The organism is Pseudomonas sp. CCC4.1, assembly GCF_035019225.1.
Lineage (GTDB): Bacteria > Pseudomonadota > Gammaproteobacteria > Pseudomonadales > Pseudomonadaceae > Aquipseudomonas > Aquipseudomonas bubulae.
Map to the genome: position 1 here is coordinate 65,320 of NZ_JASJWL010000015.1, position 21,782 is coordinate 87,101.

The 21,782-nt window shown below is 57.1% G+C and carries 21 protein-coding genes and 1 pseudogene; 4 read left to right on the forward strand and 18 right to left on the reverse strand.

Translation table 11 applies throughout. From position 1 onward, the window contains the following. Positions 1-155: 155 nt before the first annotated feature. The 13 genes and pseudogenes from QN377_RS08910 to QN377_RS08970 form a co-directional block, all read right to left on the reverse strand. Entirely contained in the window at positions 156-1,124 is a 969-nt protein-coding gene (locus tag QN377_RS08910) for a magnesium and cobalt transport protein CorA (RefSeq protein ID WP_003464971.1), read from the reverse strand. Beyond that, entirely contained in the window at positions 1,121-1,825 is a 705-nt protein-coding gene (locus QN377_RS08915; protein WP_003464969.1) for a glutathione S-transferase N-terminal domain-containing protein, read from the reverse strand. The genes QN377_RS08910 and QN377_RS08915 overlap by 4 nt, the downstream gene beginning before the upstream one ends. Positions 1,826-1,965: 140 nt before the next feature. Continuing rightward, entirely contained in the window at positions 1,966-2,505 is a 540-nt protein-coding gene (gene msrA / locus QN377_RS08920) for a peptide-methionine (S)-S-oxide reductase MsrA (RefSeq protein WP_003464967.1), read from the reverse strand. Between the two features lies 1 nt (position 2,506). Next, positions 2,507-2,950, reverse strand: coding sequence for a peptide-methionine (R)-S-oxide reductase MsrB (msrB, locus tag QN377_RS08925; RefSeq protein WP_003464965.1), 444 nt, complete (start codon positions 2,948-2,950; stop codon positions 2,507-2,509). Between the two features lie 520 nt (positions 2,951-3,470). Beyond that, positions 3,471-4,274 (reverse strand): IS21-like element ISPst3 family helper ATPase IstB, encoded by an 804-nt coding sequence (gene istB / locus QN377_RS08930; RefSeq protein ID WP_010454871.1) that lies wholly within the window; start codon positions 4,272-4,274, stop codon positions 3,471-3,473. After that, positions 4,267-4,761: pseudogene (locus QN377_RS08935) on the reverse strand (IS21 family transposase); the annotation flags it as partial. The pseudogene QN377_RS08935 and the gene istB, both read right to left, overlap by 8 nt. Before the next feature lie 166 nt (positions 4,762-4,927). Further along, positions 4,928-5,797, reverse strand: coding sequence for an HD-GYP domain-containing protein (locus QN377_RS08940; protein ID WP_322214153.1), 870 nt, complete (start codon positions 5,795-5,797; stop codon positions 4,928-4,930). 83 nt (positions 5,798-5,880) lie between these two features. After that, positions 5,881-6,246, reverse strand: coding sequence for a DUF3391 domain-containing protein (locus QN377_RS08945; RefSeq protein WP_323567620.1), 366 nt, complete (start codon positions 6,244-6,246; stop codon positions 5,881-5,883). Between the two features lie 156 nt (positions 6,247-6,402). Next, a complete protein-coding gene (locus tag QN377_RS08950) occupies positions 6,403-6,783 on the reverse strand; it encodes a hypothetical protein (RefSeq protein WP_001054412.1) in 381 nt (126 codons plus the stop codon). Beyond that, complete coding sequence (locus QN377_RS08955; RefSeq protein WP_000091614.1) at positions 6,780-7,106, reverse strand: hypothetical protein; 327 nt, start codon at positions 7,104-7,106, stop codon at positions 6,780-6,782. The genes QN377_RS08950 and QN377_RS08955 overlap by 4 nt, the downstream gene beginning before the upstream one ends. 23 nt (positions 7,107-7,129) lie before the next feature. Continuing rightward, positions 7,130-7,465: a hypothetical protein gene (locus QN377_RS08960; RefSeq protein WP_000741275.1), complete on the reverse strand. Its 336-nt coding sequence runs from the start codon at positions 7,463-7,465 to the stop codon at positions 7,130-7,132. A gap of 14 nt (positions 7,466-7,479) precedes the next feature. Then, the gene (locus tag QN377_RS08965) at positions 7,480-7,815 is read right to left on the reverse strand and encodes a helix-turn-helix domain-containing protein (protein ID WP_001172026.1); all 336 of its coding nucleotides are present in this window, start codon (positions 7,813-7,815) and stop codon (positions 7,480-7,482) included. Next, positions 7,796-8,173, reverse strand: coding sequence for a type II toxin-antitoxin system RelE/ParE family toxin (locus QN377_RS08970; protein ID WP_203327755.1), 378 nt, complete (start codon positions 8,171-8,173; stop codon positions 7,796-7,798). Before QN377_RS08970 ends, QN377_RS08965 begins: the two co-directional genes overlap by 20 nt. A 191-nt stretch (positions 8,174-8,364) precedes the next feature. Between QN377_RS08970 and QN377_RS08975 the strand changes: the two genes are divergently transcribed. From QN377_RS08975 to QN377_RS08990, 4 genes are all read left to right on the forward strand, one after another. After that, the gene (locus QN377_RS08975) at positions 8,365-8,967 is read left to right on the forward strand and encodes a recombinase family protein (RefSeq protein WP_010465829.1); all 603 of its coding nucleotides are present in this window, start codon (positions 8,365-8,367) and stop codon (positions 8,965-8,967) included. Beyond that, positions 8,951-11,980: a Tn3 family transposase gene (locus QN377_RS08980; protein WP_010799689.1), complete on the forward strand. Its 3,030-nt coding sequence runs from the start codon at positions 8,951-8,953 to the stop codon at positions 11,978-11,980. Before QN377_RS08975 ends, QN377_RS08980 begins: the two co-directional genes overlap by 17 nt. Next, a complete protein-coding gene (locus QN377_RS08985) occupies positions 11,949-12,629 on the forward strand; it encodes a hypothetical protein (protein WP_238939198.1) in 681 nt (226 codons plus the stop codon). Before QN377_RS08980 ends, QN377_RS08985 begins: the two co-directional genes overlap by 32 nt. A 330-nt stretch (positions 12,630-12,959) precedes the next feature. After that, positions 12,960-15,083: a TonB-dependent receptor gene (locus QN377_RS08990; protein ID WP_032861799.1), complete on the forward strand. Its 2,124-nt coding sequence runs from the start codon at positions 12,960-12,962 to the stop codon at positions 15,081-15,083. 203 nt (positions 15,084-15,286) lie between these two features. Here the strand turns inward: QN377_RS08990 and QN377_RS08995 are convergent, their stop codons facing one another. From QN377_RS08995 to QN377_RS09015, 5 genes are all read right to left on the reverse strand, one after another. Then, complete coding sequence (locus QN377_RS08995; RefSeq protein ID WP_082422834.1) at positions 15,287-15,700, reverse strand: hypothetical protein; 414 nt, start codon at positions 15,698-15,700, stop codon at positions 15,287-15,289. Further along, the gene (locus QN377_RS09000) at positions 15,700-17,793 is read right to left on the reverse strand and encodes a hypothetical protein (RefSeq protein ID WP_050593416.1); all 2,094 of its coding nucleotides are present in this window, start codon (positions 17,791-17,793) and stop codon (positions 15,700-15,702) included. The genes QN377_RS08995 and QN377_RS09000 overlap by 1 nt, the downstream gene beginning before the upstream one ends. Next, positions 17,783-19,324: a site-specific integrase gene (locus QN377_RS09005; RefSeq protein WP_143513825.1), complete on the reverse strand. Its 1,542-nt coding sequence runs from the start codon at positions 19,322-19,324 to the stop codon at positions 17,783-17,785. Before QN377_RS09005 ends, QN377_RS09000 begins: the two co-directional genes overlap by 11 nt. Beyond that, positions 19,317-20,570, reverse strand: coding sequence for a tyrosine-type recombinase/integrase (locus tag QN377_RS09010; RefSeq protein WP_050593414.1), 1,254 nt, complete (start codon positions 20,568-20,570; stop codon positions 19,317-19,319). Before QN377_RS09010 ends, QN377_RS09005 begins: the two co-directional genes overlap by 8 nt. Before the next feature lie 532 nt (positions 20,571-21,102). After that, positions 21,103-21,726 carry a peptidase M41 gene (locus QN377_RS09015; RefSeq protein WP_238939199.1) on the reverse strand — a complete coding sequence of 208 codons (624 nt, stop codon included), beginning with the start codon at positions 21,724-21,726 and terminating at the stop codon, positions 21,103-21,105. Positions 21,727-21,782: the final 56 nt, after the last annotated feature.

A 21,782-nucleotide genomic window follows, 5' to 3' on the forward strand; every position in this document is an offset into this window, starting at 1 on the left:
TCTTAGCCCTTGGCGATGAAGGACTGAACTGCTTGTAGAGCGTCGGTCAGCTGCTATGTCATGGACGCACCTTCATCTTGAGTTGGATTGGACAAGCTTCCGTATAAGGCCCGCTGTAACCGTCAGATGACGGCGAAGAAAACGATGGGCAGTATTCACAGCCACTTAGCCTTCTTGAAGCGCACAAATAGGAAAACGCACGATATCGCTATCACTCCGAGCACGACAAAGTATCCGTAGGCCGTGTCCAGCTCCGGCATGTGCTTAAAGTTCATGCCGTATATTCCAGCGATCGCCGTCGGGACTGCCAGTATTGCCGCCCAAGCCGCCAGCTGGCGGGTGATCACCCCCGTCCTTTGCGCTTCAAGAAGGCTGCTGGCCTCAAAGACCGTGGACAGGACAAGCAGGAGGCCGTCGACCATGGACTGCACGCGGTGGACATGGTCCGCGACGTCGTGGAAATATGGTGTCATTTCGGCGCTGATGCAGGGAAAGTGGCCGCGAACGAGCTTTCGCACCAGCTCGGCCATAGCCCCGAGCGTGCGCTGGAACCGCGTGAGTTCGGACCTTAGTTCGAAGATTCGCGCCACCTCTTCTGGCCCGAGGAAATCGTGCAGCGACCGTCGCTCCATCGCCAGGACGTCGTCCTCGATCATTTCGAAGATGGGCAGATACTGGTCGACCACGCGATGCAAGATCGCGTGCAGCACATAGTCGACACCCTTGCCGAACTGCGTCGGCGATGCCTCGAGTTGCTCCCGAAGTTTGCCCAGCGCTCCGGCATTGCCGTGCCGCACGGTGATAAGGTGATTGTGACCGGTGAAGATCGCCATCTTGCCGTAGCTGATCCGGTCGCCGACCAGCTCGGCGGTCTGCGCGACGACGTACAACTCATCGTTGTAGACCTCGAGCTTGGGCGGGCACAGCGGGTGCATCGCGTTGTCGATCGCCAACGGATGAAGATTATATGTCCTTTGGATCGCGAGTAGTTCCTCGGGGGTGGGTTCGCTAAGCGCGATCCAGCAGAAGCCCGAGCGACTCTCGCCCAACTTGACGTGCTCATCGAGCGCGATTTCGCGAACTCGCTTGCCTTCGTTGTAATAATAGGCGGCGATGATGCTCATGCTGGCCTCGCGGGAATGTGGAGGCCACGCTGGACGGCCGGTCGAGCCAGCCCGCGTCCAAGCCATGCGCGGACGTTCGAAAAGCTGCTGAGGCCAAGGATGTCACCCGCAGCGTAGAATTCCACCAGCGCATTCACCCAGCCGAGCGTCGCGATGTCCGCGATCGAATAGTCGTCGACGATCCAGTCGCGGCCTTCCAGCCGGCGATCCAGAATCCCCAGCAGACGCGTGGATTCGTCGATAAAGCGCTGTTGCGGCCGCTTGTCCTCATAGTCCTTGCCGCCAAATCGCAGGAAGAAGCCGAGCTGACCGAACATCGGCCCGATGGCCGACATCTGAAAGAACACCCACGCTAGGGTCTCGTAACGCTGGCCTGGTTCGGTGGAGATGAACTGACCCGTCTTGTCGGCCAGATAGAGGAGGATCGCACCGGATTCCCATAAGGCGATGGGTCTACCGTCAGGGCCAGCCGGATCGATGATCGCCGGTATGCGTCCGTTCGGGTTCAGCGACACGAACGCCGGATCCTTCGACTCGTTGTTCGAGATGTCGATCAGGTGGGGCTCGTACGCCAGGCCAGTCTCCTCAAGCATGATCGAGACCTTGACGCCATTGGGCGTAGGGGCTGCGTAGAGTTGCAGGCGATCGGGATGAGATGCCGGCCAGCGCTGCGTGATCGGAAAGGACGAGAGGTCTGGCATAAATCTGCGATCCTGGTGTTGCGATGGCGACTGACTGGAACGAGCCGTCACTCTGAAGTAGGGTTCGATGACCGCGTCGCTGAACGACGCGGTCACGAAGATTGCGGACCGGATCGGCGCAGTGGCAACGGCAGTGAAGCCTATTCCGCCGCGGTCCCGGCCGCTGGCTGTACGTCGTCAACCTTTTGGCGCTTCGGAAGCACCCAGCCGGGACGGACGAAGTGGCAGGTGTAGCCGCCCGGGCGCTTCTCCAGATAATCCTGGTGATCGGGCTCGGCCTCCCAGAACTCGCCGACCGGCTGGACCTCGGTCACCACTTTGCCATCCCACAGCCCCGAGGCATCCACATCGGCGATCGTATCCTCGGCGACGCGCTTCTGCTCCTCGTCGACATAATAGATGCCCGACCGGTAGGAGAGCCCACGATCATTGCCCTGGCGGTTCAGCGTCGTCGGATCGTGGATCTGGAAGAAGAATTCCAGGATGTTCCGGTAGCTCGTCACTGTCGGGTCGAAGACAATCTCGATCCCCTCGGCATGCGTGCCGTGATTACGATACGTGGCGTTCGGAATATCGCCGCCCGTGTAACCCACACGGGTCGAGATGATGCCGGGCCGCTTGCGGATCAGATCCTGCATGCCCCAGAAACATCCTCCTGCGAGAACAGCGCGCTGATGCATGTTAAGCCTCCTCTACTTGATCGAGATATTCACCGTATCCCTCGGACTCCATCTCGTCGCGCGGGATGAAGCGAAGGGACGCTGAGTTGATGCAGTACCGCAGACCGCCGCGGTCGGAAGGACCATCGGGGAACACATGGCCGAGATGACTGTCTGCGTGTACTGACCTGACCTCCGTCCGGACCATGCCGTGTGCGCTGTCCCGCACCTCGTTCACGTTTGCCGAAACGATCGGCTTGGTGAAGCTGGGCCAGCCAGTACCCGAATCGAACTTGTCCGTCGAAGCGAACAGTGGCTCTCCCGACACTATGTCGACGTAGATGCCAGGCTCCTTGTTGTCGTTGTACTCGCCCGTGAAGGGCCTTTCGGTGCCCGCCTCCTGGGTAATTCGGTGTTGCTCGGGAGTCAGGTGGTCGATTGCTGTCTGTGACTTTTCAAACTTCATTACAGTCTCCAATACTTATCTAGAGGGCCAGGCACGCTACCGCTAATTTTTTATGTCTCCTGATTTGCTCCTACAATGGTAGTGGGATGGCAAACGAGGTTTTACTAAGTGTTGGAAAATTAGAGATTTAAATTTCGCGTCTATTAGTTCTAGCGCAACTGAGTGGTTAAGCAAGTACGTAATCAGTAAATATTAAAAAAATAACACAAAAGCACGATTATATAATACAGTGTCAGTGTTTTATGATAATCAACAACGCCTGTTTAGATGCTGGTAGATGCGAATTTTTTGGCGTACAGTCAAAATTTTCTGATGGTTGCTTAGTGTGTTGGCGCTGATGGAAAATTGACCCACCCTGCCGATTGAAATTTGACCCAGGGCGGATTGCTGATTTTGTTACCAGCAACTGTGGATAAGTCTACCAGCGCAGCTGCTGTTGCCCCCACTCCTTCGCTAGCCCAGTTCAGTTGTTTAAGACCTGCCACACGCAGCCATGTAGCAGGCCGTCGTCGCCATGAAATCAGAACGGCTCATCGTCCTCCGGTTCCTGGCCGCCCTTACGCTTTCGCTCCCGTGATTTGATCTTGGCCTGGGCCGCCAAGCTACTGTGTTGCAGGCGATAGGACTCGTTACCGGTTTCGACGATGTGGCAGTGGTGGGTCAGCCGATCCAGCAGGGCGGTGGTCATCTTGGCGTCGCCGAACACGCTCGACCATTCGGCGAAGCTCAGGTTGGTGGTGATCACCACGCTGGTGTGTTCGTACAGCTTGGATAGCAGGTGAAACAGCAACGCACCGCCGGCCTGGCTGAAGGGCAGATAACCCAGTTCGTCGAGGATGACCAGATCCATGCGCAGCAGAGCTTGGGCGATCCGCCCGGCTTTGCCGTCGTGCTTTTCGCGCTCCAGCAGATTGACCAGATCGACCGTGGAGTAGAAGCGCACGCGCTTGCCGTGCCGGGTGATGCCGGACACGGCCAGCGCAGTGGCCAGGTGGGTTTTACCGGTGCCAGGCCCACCGATCAGCACCACGTTCTGCGCGGTGTCGGTAAAGGCCAGACTGGCCAGTTCGCTGATCAAACGAGCGTCTGCGCTGGAGGCGCTGAAGTCGAAGCCGGCCAGGTCGCGGTGCATCGGCAGCTTGGCCATGTTCATCTGGTGGCTCACCGAGCGCATGGCGCGATCTGTGTGCTCTTGTTCCAGCAGGTGTTCGAGCAGCCACTTGGACGAGGCTGTGTTCGACTCACCCTGCGCAGTCAACTCCGCCCAGGCCGTGGCCATGCCGTGCAGGCGCAGCTCCTTGAGTTCCGCCATCAAATCACGCATGACCGATCTCCTCGGTCTGGCCACGCAGGCGGTCGTAGCGCGCCGTGTTAGCGACGGGGGCTTCCTTGAGCGACAAGTGGGTTTCGACGCTGGGTGGTGGTTCGGTCGCGGCCAGGCGCGCCACGACATTGAGGATGTGTTCGGCGCTCAGGCTGCCGCTTTCCAGTACCAGCTCAACAGCCACCAGCACCGCATCGAGCCCGGCGACCGGTACGGCAGCCAGAACTTGCGCCATGATCCGGTCACCGCCGGCATGACGCCCCAGACCGTGCTTAAGCTGACGCAGCGGCGCCGGCAGATCAGCAAAGGGCGCGCCGTTGCGCAGCGCACCGGGCTTGCGTTCGATCAGCGGGAGGTAGTGCTGCCAGTCATAGCTGACCTGGTCGCGATCCAGCAAGCGGACATGGCTGGCGATCAGCGCGTCGTCAGCCACCACCTCGATTCGCGTCGGATACAAACGGCTGCTGACCCACTTACCCGCATACTGGGGATGTAAGCCGGAACCCCAGAAATTTCCGTCACCCTAGTTGGGTGGGCTCAACACTCGTGTCACCAGCTACCTTCTGGAGAATCGAGCTCGGCCATCCCTCCCTGGACGGGCATCGCTCGACGATGTTCAACGGCTCCCTCACGGGGCCGTCGTTTTGTGGGGGCTATTCCATCCACAAGTCGTCGAGGTTCTTGAAGTTCCAGAGCGTCGGGTCTTCGGGGCCAGTGATACTGTCCTTGCAACTCGTGGCCGCCAGGTCGATGGTCTGCATCGGGATCGGCTCTCTCGAGCGTAGCGAGAAGAACACGCGAACCTTGGGAGTCAGCAGTGATTCCATTCCCGGCTCAACGACAACGGCCAGACGCTGAGAGGACAGGCGAACCAAGGAGCCGACGGGGTAGATGCCCACGGCCTTGACGAAGGCGTGGAAGATGCGTTTGTCGAAATGGCCCTCCCACTTGGCCATCTGCCGCATCGCCGCGGACGGGTCCCACGGCTTTTTGTAGGCTCGCTCCGACGTCACGGCATCATAGACGTCGCAGATTGCGCCCATGCGGGCCAGGAGTGAAATGGCGTCACCGGCCAAGCGATCCGGGTAGCCGGTTCCGTCGATCTTCTCGTGATGGTGCAGGGCAATGTCCACCACCCCGGGCTCGGCCCCGCCTGCGCGCAGCATCTTTGCGCCCTCCACAGGGTGGCGCTTCATGATGGTGAACTCGGCATCGGTGAGCTTGCCTGGTTTGTTAAGCACTTCCAGCGGCATCGCGGCCTTGCCTAGGTCGTGCATCAGTCCGCCGATGCCAGCCAGGCGCGTTTGCTCCTCGTCTAGATCGAGATGCCGGGCCAGCGATAGCATCAGGGCGCAGACGGCAACCGAGTGCAGGTAGGTGTAATCGTCGTGCGTTTTGATGCGTGCGACGCTGATGAGGGCATGAGGTTGGCGCAGCACCGAGGCAGCGATTTCTCCGACCAGCGGCAACGTCGTGCTTGGGTCGACGGCCTTGCCAAGCCGGGCTTCCTGGAACATGTCCATGACTTGGGACTTGGCCGCAAGACAGAGTTTCCGTGCATAACACATTTCGCTCTCCATTGAGGTTGCGCCGTCACTTTTCTTGCTTAGTGGACTAGACGGCAGAGATTGCTCCTCCGACAATTCTCTGGGCTCTGGGCTCTGGGCTCTGGGCTCTCTGGGCTCTCTGGGCTCTCTGGGCTCTCTGGGCTCTCTGGGCTCTCTGGGCTCTCTGGGTCGGCGTTGGGTTTTGGGGGCTGGGCCCCCCCCCCCCCCCCCCCCCCCCCCCCCCCCCCCCCCATTTTTTTTTTACACCCACAACACGCCATCCCCGATGTGTATAAGAGACAGACCCAGACCTCCCCGACGCCACATTCTCGAATGGCAGAGAGATCCTGAGGCTCGGTCAGCAGGAAGCTGCCGCGCCAGAATGGGTGTCGAACCCAAGAGCCGGCGAGCTTGTGGATGTACATGCCGAGACGAAGCTCGGATACGGGAATGCGTTTTACCAACTTATTTTCCTTTCTGAGTTGGGTGGTTAGGCGTGCGCCGAGGCTGGCACCCAGCGGTAGAGCGGAGGTAAGGTCACGCCAAGATTCTTGGATCAGCCGGAACCGCCGAAATTTCCGTCAGCCGATCAACATGGCTTTGTCTCGCGCTCGGTCGATGCGTTCCTGCATCGCCTGCATGACTTCTTCGTGGGTGTACGACTTGGCGTTGGGGTCGTCGGCCTCTCGGAGAGCTTCCTCGACCTCGCGGGTCATCCGCGCATATTCTTCCGGCCACAGCGCTTGCTCCATGCGCAGCGACGCCTGCCCAAGCAGGTGCAGCAGGCCGAACAGCCGCATGTCATTGGTGGCGACGACGTGCTCTCGAATCCGCTCCTGGATCACCTCGCAGGCCCGATGCGCCTCTGGCGTCGCCGTGCCCTCGTAGCCGGCTGGGAGTTCTGCTTCTTCAGCGATTCGCGCCCAAGCGATAGCCAGCGCCTCGATGGTGGACAGGTTCATTTGCTCATCCACTTGCGCAGCAGACGCTTTTTCAGGGAGGCGCGCTCTTGCGGATTGCGTCCCTTGTGGTTGGCAATGCGATCCGCCGTGGCGGCCTGGCGCTTGATGGGCCAGTAGGAGCGGCCATCCTTACCCATCGACCAGACGTTGCTGACCTGGTTTTCCAGTAGAGGCAGATGGGCGCATAGAGCTTCCGGCGACGCGCTGGCCAGCGCGGTGCGCTCGTGGGTTCGCCAGCGCTGATGCCAGAGTTTCTTGTCCTCGCGCTCGCTACGGCAGGTCGTGTGCCCAACGATGGGCGTTTTGCGGCGGCTGCGGCTCATGATGTGGTTGTCTCCAAGAACATTCAGGACAGGCTTTCTGGGTAGAGCGCCGTCAACCGGGACAGGGTTTCTTGCACTTGTTCCAGCGAGGTCATCAGATGATCAACCTGATCCTGAAGATCCACGGCGAGATCAAATAGCTCAGCCACTCGGCTGCGTGATCCCTCGTTGAACGCGGCCATTGCCAGTTGATGCAGCTTCAACAGGTCGGTGCGCAGTTGCGGAGGTGCGCCGTCTGCGCTGTCATTCAAATCGCCGCGCAGCACGTCCACGGCATCGACTGCACGCAGCAGTGCCGTGGTATCGAAATTCTCGGGAGTCAGTTCGTCCCATTCGTCGTCGGTGATGCGGGCTGCCATCAGGAGAGCTCCGATTAAGCGGTTGCGAGCGTTAGATGCCCGATCGGCTCGGCTGCTGGCCGTACCTTGATTTCGATGTCGTAGCCGAGGCGATTCAGACAATCCATCAGCTTGCGTTCGGATAGATTGGTGAAGTCGCCGCGCATCATGCCCGACACCTTCGGTTGCGGGATGCCCATGCGTTTGGCCGCCGCTTGTTGAGTCAGCCCAAGGGCGCGCATGGCCCTCCTGATCTCGACCACCAGGCCGGTCTTGATCTTGAGCTTTTCAGCGTCAGGCAGTCCAAGGTCGGCAAAGACGTTGCCCGAGCTGCGCTGAACCTCGACGCCTTCAATGATTCGTTTTTGCATTTCGTAGCTCCTGTGCCAATACCTCGGCCACCTTCAGCCGAGCGCGGATGATGTCCATGTCGGCCTTTGGCGTGGCGATTCCGCTCTTGCTCTTCTTCTGGAAGCAGTGCAGGACGAACACCGCTTCCGCAAACTTGACCGTGTATACCGCTCGATAGGTGCCGCCGGCATCGTCTTCGACGACCTCCAGCACGCCGGCACCACCGAACCCCTTGAGCACCTTTGCTGCGTCATCCTGATCGCCTATCTGCGCCAACGAGAGCGCGTAACCGAAACGGTGACGCACGTCGGACGGCAACGCCATCAAATCCTTGTGGCTGCTCGCGATCCATTCGAGCGGTTTTTCTTTGTTTGTCATGACGGAATTTTATACCTGTTCAGGTAATGATGTAAACGCGGCAACCTCAAGGAGGTGTCGTAAAACATTTGTTTTGCGACAGGCTGTCAGCCGCCGCTGTGCTACCTGTGCAACACCCCCTCAAAAATGTACGGAAAACTCTATCGCTATTCACTATTATGCGGAAACCTGTTTTTGATGGTTATCCGCCTATGTTGGTTGGCTACATGCGCGTGTCGTCGGACTCCGACCGCCAGAGCACGGACTTGCAGCGCGACGCGCTGCTCGCCGCCGGCGTCGATCCGCGTCACCTGTTTGAGGATCGTGCCTCTGGCGCGAAGGATGACCGTGCCGGCTTGGCGCGGGCGCTTGAGTTCGTTCGAGCCGGCGATGTGCTGGTGGTGTGGAAACTCGACCGGCTCGGTCGCTCGCTGTCGCACCTGCTCGCCATTGTGACTTCGCTCAAGGACAAGCGGGTGGCGTTCCGCTCGCTGACAGAGAACCTGGACACTACGACGCCCTCGGGCGAATTCCTGTTCCAGGTGTTCGGTGCGCTCGCGCAGTACGAGCGCGCCTTGATTCAGGAGCGCGTCGTCGCGGGCTTGGCCGCCGCACGCAAACGCGGCCGGATCGGCGGCCGGCCGCAGGCGATCACTGGTGAGAAGCTGGACGCCATCGTCGCCGCGCTCGATGGCGGCATGTCTAAGGCGGCGGTGTGCCGCAACTTCAATGTCAAGCGCACTACGTTGATCGAAACATTGACGCGAGCAGGTTGGCGTGGTGCGGGAAGGACGGTCGATGAGCAACAAGAATAAGCTACTCACCGTCTTTTCTGACGCAGAGCAGGAAGCCTTGTACGGCCTACCGGACTTCGACGATGCTCAGCGGCTGGAATACCTGGCGTTGACCGAATCTGAACTGGCGTTCGCCAGCAGCCGGCCTAGCCTGCAGGCCCAAGTCTATTGCGTCTTGCAGATCGGCTACTTCAAGGCCAAGCATGCTTTCTTCCGCTTCGATTGGCATGAGGTCGAGGACGATTGCGCCTTCGTGCTGAGTCGCTATTTCCACGGCGAAGCGTTCGAACGCAAGGCGATCACCAAGCATGAGCACTACAGCCAGAGGGGTCAGATCGCCGAACTGTTCGGCTACCGGTCGTGGGCGGCTAGCTTCCTGCCGCAACTGGCACAGCAGGCTGAACAGATCGTGCGGCGCGACGTAATGCCAGGATTCGTGGCCGCCGAACTGATCGTTTGGCTCAGCGAGCACAAAATCATCCGGCCCGGCCACACCACCTTACAAGAGCTGGTCAGTGAAGCCCTGTCCACCGAACGCAGGCGCTTGGGCGGCTTGCTGGCAGAAGTGTTGGACGAATCGGCCAAAGCTGCGCTGGGCCAGCTCCTGGTGCGTGACGACACCCTGTCTCAACTGGCAGCGCTCAAGCAGGACGCTAAAGATTTCGGCTGGCGTCAGATGGCAGGGGAGCGCGAGAAGCGCGCCACGCTGAAGTCCTTGCACGGGATCGCCAAGGCGCTGCTGCCCAAGCTCGGCATCTCGCAGCAGAACCTGCTGTACTACGCGAGCCTGGCGAACTTCTATACCGTCCATGACCTGCGCCACCTGAAGGCGGAGCAGACCCGGCTCTACCTGCTGTGCTATGCCTGGGTACGTTACCGGCAGCTCACCGACAACCTGGTCGACGCGATGGCCTTCCACATGAAAAAACTTGAGGACGAGAGCCGCACGGGTGCGAAACAGTCCTTTGTCGCCGAACAGCTGCGACGCCATCAGGAAACGCCGCAGGTTGGCCGCCTGCTGTCGCTGTACGTGGACGACAGCGTGGCCGATCCGACGCCGTTCGGCGAGGTGCGCCAACGCGCCTACAAAATCATGTCCAGGGAATTGCTGCAAAACACGGCGCAGCGCATGAGCGTCAAGCCACTGAACAAACTGGCGCTGCACTGGCAGGCGGTGGACGGCCTGGCCGAACGCATTCGACGCCATCTACGGCCGCTGTACGTCGCGCTCGACTTCGCCGGCACGGCCCCCGATAACCCATGGCTCGCGGCGCTGACTTGGGCCAAGAGCGTGTTCGCCAAGCAGCAGCGCCTATCACAACGGCCACTCGACGAATGTCCGGCGGCAACGCTGCCGAAACGCTTGCGTCCGTACCTGCTGATGTTCGATGCCGAAGGCACGCCGACAGGCCTGCATGCCGATCGTTACGAATTCTGGCTTTACCGTCAGGTCAGGAAACGCTTCCAGGCGGGCGAGCTCTACATTGACGACAGCTTGCAGCACCGGCATTTGTCCGACGAGTTGGTTTCGATGGACGAGAAAGCCGCCGTGCTCGCGCAGATGGACATCCCCTTCCTGCGGCAGCCGGTCAGTGCCCAGCTCGATGCACTGGCGGCCGAGTTGCGTGCGCAATGGGTGGCGTTCAATCGCGAGCTGAAACAGGGCAAGCTGACGCACCTGGAATACGACAAGGACACGCAGAGACTGACCTGGCGCAAGCCCAAGGGGGAGAACCAGAAGGCGCGCGAGCAAGCTCTCTACGAGCAACTGCCATACTGCGATGTCGCCGACGTGTTTCGCTTCGTCAACGGCCAGTGCCAGTTCCTGTCGGCGCTGACACCATTGCAGCCACGCTATGCGAAGAAGGTAGCCGACGCCGACAGTCTGATGGCGGTGATCATTGCCCAAGCCATGAACCACGGCAACCAGGTTATGGCACGTACCAGCGACATCCCGTACCACGTCCTGGAGAGTACCTACCAGCAGTACCTGCGCCAGGCGACGCTACATGTGGCCAACGATTGCATCAGCAACGCCATCGCCGCACTGCCGATCTTCCCGCATTACTCGTTCGACCTCGATTCGTTGTACGGTGCCGTTGATGGGCAGAAATTCGGCGTCGAGCGACCAACTGTGAAGGCGCGCTACTCGCGCAAATATTTCGGCCGCGGCAAGGGCGTCGTCGCCTACACGCTGCTGTGCAATCACGTGCCGTTGAACGGCTACCTGATAGGCGCACACGAGTACGAGGCTCACCACGTGTTCGACATCTGGTACCGCAACACGTCGGACATCGTGCCGAGCGCGATCACCGGCGACATGCACAGCATCAACAAGGCCAACTTCGCCATCCTGCACTGGTTCGGACTTCGTTTCGAGCCGCGCTTCACCGACCTCGACGACCAGTTGCAGGAGCTGTATTGCGCCGATGATCTGGCATTGTACGAGAAATGCCTGATCCGGCCGGCTGGCCAGATCGACCGGCAACTCATCGTCGGTGAGAAGGCGAACATCGACCGAATCGTCGCCACACTGGGCCTGAAGGAAATGACGCAGGGCACGCTGATCCGCAAGCTGTGCACCTATACGGCGCCGAACCCGACGCGGCGCGCAATCTTCGAGTTCGACAAGCTCATCCGCAGTATCTACACACTGCGCTACCTGCGCGACCCGCAACTGGAGCGTAATGTTCACCGCTCGCAGAACCGCATTGAGTCCTATCACCAGCTACGCTCGACCATCGCCCAAGTCGGTGGGAAGAAGGAATTGACCGGCCGCACCGACATCGAAATCGAGATCAGCAACCAGTGCGCCAGGCTGATCGGCAACGCGATCATCTTCTACAACTCGGCGATCCTGTCCCTGCTGCTGACGAAGTACGAGGCAGCTGGCAATGCCAAGGCGCTGGCGTTGATCACGCAGATGTCGCCAGCGGCCTGGCGGCACATCCTGCTGAACGGGCATTACACCTTCCAGACTGACGGCAAGTTCATCGACCTGGATGCGCTCGTGGCGGGACTGGAGCTGGGCTGACGGAAATTTCTGGGATTCCGGCGTACAACCCCATTTTCATCTGTTGTCGCACCAGCTGGATGTCGACGCGCACCTTGAATTGATTCGCAGCTACTTCCTGACCTTCCGCCAGCTGTGCGCCGACCACGACCTGCAACTGCCGCTACTGAATGTCGGCGGAGGGATGGGCATCAACTATCAGGACGCGGCCAGGTCATTCGACTGGCCACGGTTTTGTCAGGGCCTGCAGGGGTTGATCAATGAATACGACATGGGCGCGACCCGCATACGTTTCGAGATCGGCCGCTTCATCAGCGCTGCCTGTGGTTACTACGTCATGCAGGTGCTGGACATCAAAAGCAGTCACGGCGAGTTTTTTGCCATCGGACGTGGCGGTACCCATCACTTTCGCACGCCTGCGGCTCAAGGCCACAATCATCCGTTCACGGTACTACGAGGCTCGCAGCCGGCACAAATCAGTGATCAGTCCGTGACGCTGGTGGGCCAGTTGTGTACACCAAAAGACGTCCTTGCCAGACAACAACCAGTGGCGCAGCTAACGATTGGTGACCTGCTAGTATTCACTCTCGCGGGCGCCTATGCCTGGAACATCTCGCACCAGAACTTCCTGATGCACGAACCGCCGTTGAAGGTTTTTATCGAGGGCTGATTCCACGCTATTGTCAGCCTCTGTGCTGCCCTTCCCGTATCTGTGGCTGCTTGTCCGATGTGTCCTTCAAACTCTTCGGACCACTACAGTTTGCCTATCCCTTATGTTAAGGGGGGGGGGGAAACGGTGTCCTGTCTTTCAGAGGGCTCGTCCAGATGGGATGATTGCAGTCCTTCAACCAAGCAAGTTGGAGGGAGCGCTCCTGTCGGCCACCTATTAAGTTGAGACGGTCGTTCCGAGTCGTGCCAATGGCTTGAATCAGAATGATATGTATTTACTTACAAAAGATAACTGTTATCATCTGCGCGATAATTCATACAAAAGGTGTTCATGGTGGCTCGATCGCGCATTTACCCAGTCTCTCTGTCGTTGCTGGGCGTTCTGGTTGTACCTGATTTACAGGCAGAAACGGAGTCTGCTCTAACCCTACCGGCAACCGCTGTGAACAGTGAGTACAGCGAGCAGAGCTACATGTCGACCGAGAGCAGGAGCGCGCTGAAGATCGATGCCCCTCTACGAGATATCCCGCAAACCGTCAACGTAATTCCCCAGAGCGTTATCAAGGATCAGGGGGCTCAGTCGATGGAAGACGTGCTGAAGAATGTCCCCGGTATCGGCCTGTCCAATGGCGATGGCCAGCGCGATCAAGTCACCATCCGTGGTTTCAGCGCCATTGGCGACATGTACGTCGACGGCATTCGTGACGATGCGCTGTACTTCCGTGATCTGTCCAACGTCGAGCGGGTGGAAGTGATCAAGGGGCCGGCCGCAGTGCTCTATGGCCGAGGCTCTTCGGGCGGTCTGATCAACAGCATCAGCAAGAAGCCCAACTTCACGCCCAAGCAGGAGGTCGGTGTCAGTGTCGACAGCGAGGGCAAAAAGCGCACTCAGTTCGATGCCGGTTGGGCCGATCAGCAACAGGGCGATAAAGCCTTTCGTGTGACAGGGGCGCTGGAGAACAGCGACACCTTCCGGGATGACGGCTACATCGACCGCAAGGCCATCGCGCCTTCGGCCTACTTCAAGCTCTCCGACGATCTGGAACTGAACCTGGGCGCTACCTATCTGTATGACAAGCGCCTGATCGACTTCGGTATCCCAGCACGAGGCGACCGTCCAGTCGATGTGGACCGCGATAAGCGTTTCGGTTCCGCTGATCCAGATGACGATTACACCCGCAGCGAAGTGTTCTCGTTCACGGCCGGCGTCGATTACAGCATCAATGACGACTTCACCCTGAGCAACACCAGCCGCTACTACCACTACGACCTGGATCGCAACAATACGCTCGCGGACTCCAGTCCAACGCGTTTCGTTACCGCCGCCAACGGCGAATTGCTGGTAAAACTCAACCGCGGCAACGTGCAGCGCAAGGAAGACGGTTGGTTCAACCAGACCGAACTCAAGCAGCGCGCCGTGCTCGCCGGGATGAACCATAACCTGCTCTATGGTGTGGAGCTGGGGCGCCAGGTGAAGGACCAGTCCGTGTTCAGCCAACCCAACGTGGCAAGGGTGCCGGTGTACCGCGATGCTTTGGTCGACGTGCCGTTCCAGGCCAACCGGCAAACCGCCAAGGGCACCAATACTCAGGACACTGCCGGGTTCTACGTGCAGGACCTGATCGAACTGGCGCCGCAGTGGAAAGCTCTGCTGGGAGTGCGTTATGACGTGTTTGACCAGGAATACGCCGATGACCTGACGAACAAGGAACTCTCCCGCACCGACACTACCTGGAGTCCGCGAGTCGGTCTGGTCTACCAGCCTGATCATGTGCAGTCCTATTACGTCTCGGTGAGCCGTTCCTACCAGCCCTCTGCCGAAATGTTCGCTCTGAGCACGACGAACCAGGACCTTGAGCCGGAGGAAACCACCAACTTCGAGATCGGCGGCAAATGGGACCTGCTCGACAATCGCCTGGCGTTGACGGCGGCGCTGTTCCGGCTGGAACGCACCAACATGAAAACCACCGATCCGGCGAACCCGACCAAACTGGTGCTTGCGGGAGAGCAGCGTACTGATGGTCTCGAACTGACCGCCAGTGGGCAGTTGAGCGAAAAATGGCAGGTATATGCCGGTTACGCCTATCTGGATGCCGAGATCACCAAGTCCAACAGCCGTACCAACGGTATCGCCAACGAAGGCCAGACTCCGACCTTGACCCCGCGCCACAGTGCCAATTTGTGGTTGGTACGTTCTTTGACACAGGAGTGGCGTGTAGGCATGGGGGCGAACTATGTCGATGACCGTTACACCGCCTTGGATAACCAAGTGGTCATGCCGGCCTACACCACCGTGGACGCAGCGTTGCTCTACAACCAGCCGAAATGGGACATGGCCCTGCGTCTGCGCAATGTCTTCGACAAGGACTATTACGCTTCGGCGCATGGCTCGGTGGATCTGATCACACCCGGCGCACCACGGACGCTGGAGCTGAGCACCAACTACCGCTTCTGAGTACGGACCTGAAGAACAAACGCCCGGCATTGTCGAGCGTTTCCTCACGGCTGGGCCTGTACTCCCAGCCGTGCAGTGGCAGCTTTCAAAAGCCCAACTAATCTTCAATGCGCGGGTTTGAGTGAGAATCTGTCGTGTGAGAGCTTTAACGATACGAGTTTGCTCTTATAGATCAATGGCTTGAGATGAAACGGCAACAGACCCTAGGGTGTCTGCTGTCGATTGATGATGGGCAGAGGGCGGGAAAGAAACTGTTCATCCAAGCCCCGAATGTAAGCGTTATAAGCCCAGCGTACAAACTGCTCGAGCAATCGATCATTCTCCATCCGCAGACGTTGATTCTCCGCTTCCAAACGAGCAATTCGCTCGTTTGCAACTTGTAATTCAGGACTGCTGGCCTTCTTCACTCCTACTGTGGTTGAGAGTGTTTGCTTACGCAGTATGAACGCACGCCGAATCCGCTCATGTTTATGCAGAGTCTGGCGCGTGTAGGTTCCTCGTAAACGGCGAGCGACGCTTAAGATCAGCAGGTCCCACGTCAGTTTTCCAGACCAACCATCCAGGATCGACACGATCTGCTCTATAGCATCTGGGGTTAGATTTCTCGAACGAGACATTACAGGTCCTCAGCCTCTATGCATGGCACATCTGGATCTTCAGTGTCTGGTCCCGGCAAATTACGCTTGTTCAATATTTTATGGTGGGTCAGCAACTGTTCCAGCCTTGACGCTGGGACGATCCCACGCGGCTGGATAATTGCATTTGCGGCAACGGAAGAGTCCTCAAAAATGGCACACAGTTCATCCAGTCGTTTAAGGGTCAGTGTCTGGTGCTCGACCCAACGGTTGGCACCAAACTCCTCCTCGCCCAGCGCTTCTAACGCTTTTGCGAGGAGGGCCTGGGTTTCCTGACGATACTGGCGTATAGCCTGCTCTCGGACCACATCACCTTTGATGCATACATGCTCATCACAATTGGGGCAATCTCGATGGAGTTGGCAAGGCAACATGGAAAAATCGTGCAGGCAATACCCCAAATCCGTTGTATGGGCGGTCATGATCTTCAGCGTCGCAAACTGATCCCGCGAGATCAAACTACTTGGAGGGATACCTGCCACATGACCTGCCGACTTTTCCGGGTCACCCAAAGCGGACCTCGCGAGCGCCAACACATCCCTATCGGACTGATGGTCATAGCACTTGTTTTGTCCGAGTTTGGCGCGACCGCTCCATTTGGCGATGTCGAGTTGCGATAATCCGCCCATCTGTGCCACGGTATTTAAAAAATGGCGAAATTGATGCGTCGTGATACTCATTGGACTGCCATCTAACTCACGATAACCGAACCGTTCGAAAATATTGAGAAAAGTTCGAGTACTACCTAGTTGCTTCTGAGTATAAGCGGTGTCTGGCAAGACGATTACCCCACGGTACGTTCCCCACAACTCGGTTAGCTCATTCAGCCGTGTCAAGCAAAGCGCTTCACTGTACTTCAGGTTGTTCTTCTGATCTGCCAGCGGGAAGTTAGCTGGCAGCATCGAAAGGATTACTCGCTCAACGTCCGCGAACAAAAACCTCGGAGCATGTCTCTGCTGTGGGTCATATGGAATATGTTCAAAAATCCCCTGCTTTCTGCACCACCCCGCCCCTTGCGCGGTTTGATTGCCATTGGGGGGTGGGGCGAGAAAAACAATCGCGCCCACCTGTTCTGAACTAATTAACGACCGCCCCCGTAACGCCTCCAGCTCCGTTGGCAAATACATCGCATCAGGGTGCTGCTCATACCACCGTGCCACTTCCCGCGCTGGCGTGGAAATGGTCCTGAGCTTACTCACCGCCTCGCGGGCAACACTGGCCATGGATTGCACCACCCATTTGACTTGTGCCTTACCACCCTTTGAAGGCCGCCAGCGCAATCCATACAGTTGTTGATTTGCTTTTGGATCGAACTCCTCGACTTCACACTGGTTTGAAATGGACATCACCTCATTAATGCGGCTCGGCGCCGACGCAAGCAACGCACAGACACTGGAGGTAAAAATATCGCCTGGCTTCTCGGCGGTTCTGAAAATTTCGGCAATCGCTTCTAACGAAGCTGACGAGGGCAGACGGGCCCGGCGCGACGCATCAAACTCTGGGCCAACACTGCGCACAAAGTTCGCTGGTGCCCGAAGTGGATTTTGCCATTGAAGAGGCAGCGTACAGAGTTGATGCTCCACCAGGAACTGCGAAATGCGTTTGAGTTCTGCCCCGGCAAAAAATGCGGCAGAGGCTTGGTAGCGTTCGTTTAGTATCGCGCACGCACGATTAAAATGCCCCAGACTTGCCTTAATAGGTGTGACACAACTCTCCGTTTCTTCCAGAGCTACAGCGAGGGAGCGGAGCGCGGCCAATCGTGAACTGACGGTTGTATACGCGCACAACGAATAATCATAACGGCAGTAGGCTTTGGCAAAGTCTTTGTAAGGCTGAGGCAAGCAACAGGAATCCTTTTGCCCTCGTCCACTGGGGAATCCATGAAATCGCATGCTTGAACAAGAATTACGTCGTTTCAATCGAACAAAATTGGTGACATCCCAACTGTCCGCCTCAAAGACCAACTCACTGCCAAAAGCCGTCAGAGACTCTCTGGCGAGGGTAACGAAGTCCCTGAGATTGTCCTCAGCCGCCTGCTCTGCTCGGGGCTTAAACAGGATTACCCTATCGTCCATGAGCCTGCTCCTTTCTGCTGCGACATAATTGGACCACTTCTGCCACTGCGAGCAGCGTTCGATCGTTGATCGCCGCGATACGACCGTCCGGATAGCGTTTAGCATCCGCTAGCAAGAAATCCAGGACCGCCTCATGCGGCCCGTCCAACCAAGGTTGAAAACACTGACAGGTGTAACAGGCCACGGGGGCAAATAATCCGCAGAAACTGAAGCTGCCACATGACCCCATTGGCCGTGCGCTTTGATCGATACGCAAATCGATAATTCGGCTGGAGCGGTCTGCTCCACGAACGGCATTGTCCTCATGAGCTATCAGTTGACCTTTAAAAGCTTGAGCCAGAGGCGCCATGTACAGCGCAGTCGCCTTTTCAATCCGCATCGCAAGCTCTGGTGTCGCAGCTACATAGACAGCCGCAGAGTCAGTTCGCGAATGATCAAGCAAGTCCGCAATGACCAAAACCCCGTGCCCTTCACGCGCAAGATTCGTCCCTAACGTACGCCGAAAGCGCAAGGCACAGATGTTAACTATTTCCCCCGTGCGCTCAGAGCGGACGGATAGCTTGTCCAACGCGGTCACCAACAATTTCCGTAAATTCTCGCTGGTACGGTGGTATCTGGCCCATCCTGGCCCGTCCGCCAAATACTGTGACTGCCGGGGTAAAGGAAACAGGGGCGCCTGCTGGGGGTCTGGAAACGCTCCAATAAAGCGCTCACTGACGCGTCGGGCATAATCAAACAACGGTCGACCAATTTGATTCACCAGCGCTCGCGGCTTGAGTTCCTGGCGGAGCAATGCGTTTTGTTGCTTCGCACGCGGAACAAGCAAAAGAAAAGACTCTGTTCCATCCGCAGCCACCGAGCGCACAACATCACAAACCTTTAAGGCTGCCAACTGAACAGGGCGGGAACCCAACGCAATAAACAACCATGCCAGCAGGTATATGTCCTCACTCAAACGCCCTGCGCCGTAAGCTTCATTCAGGGCATCTTGAATACCCACTTGCTCAATTGGAGTAAATGGACCCAACTCGGGATCCCACGTCAATACAGCGATTCCGGTTTCTCGCTTCCGGAGCTTTTTCCTGTCCAGGACGTACACCACATCATCCTGAATACCCGGCAAGCTCATGGCATGCCATCGGCGTAAAAACGCAAAGAGATCGCGTGTTTGAAAGTCATTGGCATCGCAATGTATCAATACGTCATTTCCGCAGATAGTTTCCAACGGTTCAACGCGCCCCTCTTGCAATCGCAAGGCAAATGCTTTTAAAGCCGCAAAGCGACCCATCACAGTACTTGGCGCCCTATTTTCAACGAACCAAATCAACGTAAGATGGAATGAAGCCATGAGCACAGCAGAAAAATGTAGCCCAGAAAAATCCATGTAAACCGAATACACACCGTCCCGGTACGACCAAGCAGGCCGGTTAGGATCAAACGCGATACCGCTTTTGCTACGAATTACCGACGGAAGTGAAGGACAGAAATCAATTCCATCGATTACGTAGTTTTCCCCTGGTTTTTTAATCATCGGAAGGAGCCTCCACACGCAATTGTTTTTGCATTTGCAAGGACACAGCGGTGGCTTTTTTCTTGATATGACGCTGGTTATACACAATCGCCATTCCGGATGTTTCGGACCACCCCATCAATCGTGACCGCAGTTTTTGCTCCATGGTCGGCGACACATCACTTCTATCAATCGCTTCCGAAAAAATATCGTTCCAGGTATGGCGAAGGAGATGAGGGCAGATGTTTTCTGGTAGTTCCGGACAGTGTTGCCGTAAAGTGATAAATACTTTATTTAGCGCCGCAAGACTCAGTGGTTTTCCTGAGCCACCGGCTACCCAAAGATATTCATGCTTACGCGAGCCTGTAACATTTCGACGAATGGACATTACATACGCTCGCGTGAGCGCTACCAACTCTGCGTCGAGCGCTAATAATCGACCGCTTGTTTTGGCATTCGGCTGTCTCAACCGTGGATCCGCCGGATCGTCTGCCCTCCTGGCAATTAAAACTTCATTGGTCTGAAAGTTAATATCCGAGATTTTGACACCAAGCAACTCACCTCTCCTGACTCCCAAGGACAATAGCCAGCGAATCATTAAGTAGTTTCGCTGCCGAACAAATTCATGAGACCACGGATTATGCTCAAACTCTGGAGCAACCACCTGTTGCAGTAGCGATACCATTTGTTCAGTTAGGCCCTCACGAGGCGTAACATTGGATAAGCGCTGCACTGAAGGAATGCGAGCCTTTATGGCTGTAGAAACCAGTTCACGGAGTTTTTCCACCCCTGAAAAATGTGGGTTTCCTGCGCCTGTTTTTAGTAAGTGGTCGGTCGCAATCCAGTCAAGGTAACGGGCAATGTATAAAAGCCGTATAGCAATAGTACCAGGATGAATTTTTGGCGTACTAAAGCCACTGGTAGACCATGGCGATACAAACTTTCCATTTCCAATTTTTTTTCTGTCGCCCGCTGTAATTGGTAATTTACACGCCCCAACGATAGCTTCTATGTCTCCAACCGTTAAAAACTGGCCGTCGCGCAAACGGGCGGACAAATCTATCTTTAGTTCATCAAAAACAATGAACAGCACCATCAACGACCGAAGCGCCTGTTGGAGTGTGCTCGTCGACAAATTCGCCGTTCGTAACTCTGTCAGTACCCAAAGGTTAGCGCTGTGCACGGGCATGCCGTCTTGCTGAAGGCAAAGCACTGGAAAGCGCTCACCACCGTCGAACCGCACGAGTTTGATTCTGTAAGGGTTCATTGTTTACACACTCCTAAGGTAAACTATAATAAACCCTAGACTACAATCCTACTTTTCGCAAAAAAGTACGCTAATCCTCTGTTTTTATTATATTTCCCTCCTAAATATTTACGTTTTAATAGAAGTCGGCGCTACTGACCCAACCCCGCGTTTGATGGCGAGGCTTGGTGTGTACCTGGGCGGGATTTTCCTGCTTACTTCGAAGGCCAAGGCGACGGCTTTGTGTAGCCCCGCTTACGGCTCGCAGAAACACCGCCCTTCGCTAGAAGGTTTGGAATGATAACGGCGGCTCCAGCCCCGTGGCCTGGTGGTGCCATGATTACCGGAATGTCGGTTCCGTCACTGGTGGTGACGATCGATTTTTCGTTGGCCATCGTGATTCTTCCTTGTTTTCGCGGACGCGAAAATTGGCGCCCTTCTACGCACTTGGCCCCACGTTTGACGGCGGGGCTTGGGTGGTCTTTTCCTCTATTCCTGAGCCCCGATTGATACGCAATTCGAACGCACCACAGCTGGCAGCTGGGCGATAATTTCATGGGGCTAGCGATGGAATTTCTTTTATGGCAGGGATGTCTTCGAGGTAGTCAGCGCTGAACGTCGCGGCGATATCTACGAACTCAAGTCTTTCAAGAAGCGCTCCTGCAACCCCTGCAATAGTGCTCTCGAAAAGTTCGACCAGCTCAGTGGCCCGGCTCCAAAGTCGTTGATCAATCTCGTCAAGCTGGGCCTGTATTTCGTCTTCGCCGCAGGTGCCTGGGTTTTGTATATTTCGCAAAAGAGAGATTGCTTCCCTAGCCTTTGCGTGATCTTGTTCGGCACCCATTCCACCACGGATGATTTTCACCGCCTCGGCGCCGTTCACCCCGCGCTCAGGGACATGGGATGCCGATAGGGTTTCTCCCAACGCTCCCGCATACAGCACGAGCACGCGTCGCTCAAGGAAACTGGTGACATCTTCAAGGCTGCCTACGGGCTGCGCTAGGAAGATGGTTGCTGCTCCATGGTGACCACTATGCCCTGTAATTTTGATGCTAACGTCGCCAGTCCGGAAGCCCACTGCCCTGGCAACCACGTAATGAGCCATTTCGTGCTGCGCTACTTGTCTGGCGCGCACTTTGTGATGCGACTGAAGCTTCACTTGCCTAAAGGCGTTCATAGATATTCCTGCTCGATCCCGTGGGCAAAAGTGCCCCTCTTATACGGGCTAAGACC

Excerpts from the sequence above, each read along its gene's own strand:
- QN377_RS08910 (WP_003464971.1), bottom strand. The coding sequence starts at position 1,124 with ATGAGCATCATCGCCGCCTATTATTACAACGAAGGCAAGCGAGTTCGC.
- QN377_RS08915 (WP_003464969.1), bottom strand. The coding sequence starts at position 1,825 with ATGCCAGACCTCTCGTCCTTTCCGATCACGCAGCGCTGGCCGGCATCT.
- msrA (WP_003464967.1), bottom strand. The coding sequence starts at position 2,505 with ATGCATCAGCGCGCTGTTCTCGCAGGAGGATGTTTCTGGGGCATGCAG.
- msrB (WP_003464965.1), bottom strand. The coding sequence starts at position 2,950 with ATGAAGTTTGAAAAGTCACAGACAGCAATCGACCACCTGACTCCCGAG.
- istB (WP_010454871.1), bottom strand. The coding sequence starts at position 4,274 with ATGCGTGATTTGATGGCGGAACTCAAGGAGCTGCGCCTGCACGGCATG.
- QN377_RS08940 (WP_322214153.1), bottom strand. The coding sequence starts at position 5,797 with ATGGACATGTTCCAGGAAGCCCGGCTTGGCAAGGCCGTCGACCCAAGC.
- QN377_RS08945 (WP_323567620.1), bottom strand. The coding sequence starts at position 6,246 with ATGTACATCCACAAGCTCGCCGGCTCTTGGGTTCGACACCCATTCTGG.
- QN377_RS08950 (WP_001054412.1), bottom strand. The coding sequence starts at position 6,783 with ATGAACCTGTCCACCATCGAGGCGCTGGCTATCGCTTGGGCGCGAATC.
- QN377_RS08955 (WP_000091614.1), bottom strand. The coding sequence starts at position 7,106 with ATGAGCCGCAGCCGCCGCAAAACGCCCATCGTTGGGCACACGACCTGC.
- QN377_RS08960 (WP_000741275.1), bottom strand. The coding sequence starts at position 7,465 with ATGGCAGCCCGCATCACCGACGACGAATGGGACGAACTGACTCCCGAG.
- QN377_RS08965 (WP_001172026.1), bottom strand. The coding sequence starts at position 7,815 with ATGCAAAAACGAATCATTGAAGGCGTCGAGGTTCAGCGCAGCTCGGGC.
- QN377_RS08970 (WP_203327755.1), bottom strand. The coding sequence starts at position 8,173 with ATGACAAACAAAGAAAAACCGCTCGAATGGATCGCGAGCAGCCACAAG.
- QN377_RS08975 (WP_010465829.1), top strand. The coding sequence starts at position 8,365 with ATGTTGGTTGGCTACATGCGCGTGTCGTCGGACTCCGACCGCCAGAGC.
- QN377_RS08980 (WP_010799689.1), top strand. The coding sequence starts at position 8,951 with ATGAGCAACAAGAATAAGCTACTCACCGTCTTTTCTGACGCAGAGCAG.
- QN377_RS08985 (WP_238939198.1), top strand. The coding sequence starts at position 11,949 with ATGCGCTCGTGGCGGGACTGGAGCTGGGCTGACGGAAATTTCTGGGAT.
- QN377_RS08990 (WP_032861799.1), top strand. The coding sequence starts at position 12,960 with ATGGTGGCTCGATCGCGCATTTACCCAGTCTCTCTGTCGTTGCTGGGC.
- QN377_RS08995 (WP_082422834.1), bottom strand. The coding sequence starts at position 15,700 with ATGTCTCGTTCGAGAAATCTAACCCCAGATGCTATAGAGCAGATCGTG.
- QN377_RS09000 (WP_050593416.1), bottom strand. The coding sequence starts at position 17,793 with ATGGACGATAGGGTAATCCTGTTTAAGCCCCGAGCAGAGCAGGCGGCT.
- QN377_RS09005 (WP_143513825.1), bottom strand. The coding sequence starts at position 19,324 with ATGATTAAAAAACCAGGGGAAAACTACGTAATCGATGGAATTGATTTC.
- QN377_RS09010 (WP_050593414.1), bottom strand. The coding sequence starts at position 20,570 with ATGAACCCTTACAGAATCAAACTCGTGCGGTTCGACGGTGGTGAGCGC.
- QN377_RS09015 (WP_238939199.1), bottom strand. The coding sequence starts at position 21,726 with ATGAACGCCTTTAGGCAAGTGAAGCTTCAGTCGCATCACAAAGTGCGC.